The organism is Bacillus sp. SIMBA_005 (genome assembly GCF_046535585.1).
GTDB classification, from domain to species: Bacteria; Bacillota; Bacilli; order Bacillales; family Bacillaceae; genus Bacillus; species Bacillus pumilus.
Genome location: NZ_JAWRWI010000081.1, coordinates 1 through 380, shown reverse-complemented (window position 1 = coordinate 380; position 380 = coordinate 1). Strand labels below are relative to the sequence as shown.

Annotated in this window: 1 protein-coding gene; it reads left to right on the top strand. The window is 35.5% G+C overall.

The window, feature by feature from the left end:
* Positions 1-135 precede the first annotated feature (135 nt).
* A partial coding sequence (locus tag SB660_RS19190; RefSeq protein WP_410583812.1) for a hypothetical protein occupies positions 136-380 on the top strand: 245 nt, incomplete at its 3' end.

The following is a 380-nucleotide window of genomic DNA, read 5'->3' as shown; positions in this document are numbered from 1 at the left end:
GTGCTATAATCAAAACAAATATCAATAGAGGGGGAATTAGAGTAAAAATAAAATTAGTTTACAGGAATGATCTGTTGCTCACGGATAGAGTTGTACGATTATAAAGAGTAAGATTAATATCAGGAAGGTGAATGAATGACAGAAGCATTTACACTGTACGCAGAGCAGCACATGCAGCAGAGCGTAGAAAGGCTACAGAGTTTTGTTCAGGATTTATTCGATACATATACAGTTAATTTAGAAGTACCCTCTATAGAACAACCCATAAAAGTAAAGCATGGAAAGTTCAACATAACCGTAAAAGCCAATAATGAGCCGTCTGAGCATGCAATAAAGAGAACTAATACCAAAGTGAATGAACTAATGAATGACGTGTACAG